The 1,128-nt window shown below is 65.0% G+C and carries 1 protein-coding gene; it reads right to left on the bottom strand.

The genetic code is table 11. The annotated features are described in order from the left end of the window. On the bottom strand, positions 1 to 1,004 hold a 1,004-nt coding region (locus tag ABZX30_RS38215), incomplete at its 3' end, for an IS256 family transposase (protein ID WP_355943087.1). Between the last annotated feature and the right edge of the window lie 124 nt (positions 1,005 to 1,128).

The raw sequence follows: 1,128 nt of genomic DNA on the forward strand, positions 1-1,128 counted from the left end.
CTCTCAATGGCGTTCGTCGAGCAGATGACCTTGCGGATCTCGACGTCGAAGGAGAGGAAGGGCACGAACTCGGCCCAGGCGTTCTCCCAGAGCTTGATGATCGCCGGATACTTCCGGCCCCAGGCGTCCTGGAACTCCCCGAACCGTTCCACCGCGGCGTCCTCGCTCGGGGCGGTGTAGACGGGCTTGAGTGCTTTGGCGACCTTGTCCCAGTCCTGGCGGGCCGCGTAACGGAAGCTGTTGCGCAGGAGGTGAACCACGCAGGTCTGAACAATCGTGCGAGGCCAGACGGTCTCCACCGCCTCCGGCAGGCCCTTGAGCCCGTCACAGACCAGCATCAGCACGTCGTCCAGGCCGCGGTTCTTCAGCTCGGTGAACACGTGCAGCCAGTACTTCGCGCCCTCGCCTCCGTCGCCGGCCCAGATGCCGAGGATGTCGCGGGTGCCCTCGGCCGTGACGGCCATCACGACATAGATCGGCCGGTTCGCGACCTGACCATCCCGAATCTTGACGTTGATGGCGTCCACGAACAGGACCGGATAGACGCGGTCCAGTGGGCGGTTCTGCCATTCGGCCATGCCCTCCATCACCTTGTCGGTGATCGTGGAGATGGTCTGCTTCGACACCTCGGCCCCGTAGACCTCGGCCAGGTGCGCGGAGATCTCCCCGTGCGTGAGGCCCTTCGCGGACAGCGACAGCACCATTTCGTCCACTCCGGTCAGCCGGCGCTGCCGCTTCTTGACGATCTGCGGCTCAAAGCTGCCGGCCACGTCCCTGGGCACCCTGACCTCGACCGGGCCGACATCGGTCAGCACTGTCTTCGCCCGGGTGCCGTTACGGCTGTTGCCGCTGTTCTTCCCGGCCGCCTCGTGCTTCTCATAGCCGAGGTGATCGGTGATCTCACCCTCCAGCGCAGATTCCAGCACTCGCTTGGTCAGCTGCTGCAACAGCCCGCCCTCGCCGGTCAGTTGCAGACCCTCGCTCCGGGCCCGGTCGACCAGCATCGCGATCAACTGCTCGTCCGTCGTGGCCGCACCGACCGGCTCAGCCACGGACTCGTGCTCGATCGTCATCTCACTCACTTGGCGTCTCCATGATCAACAGATCCGCCGTTGATTAGACACTCCC

The organism is Streptomyces sp. NPDC004542 (genome assembly GCF_040610035.1).
Lineage (GTDB): Bacteria > Actinomycetota > Actinomycetes > Streptomycetales > Streptomycetaceae > Streptomyces.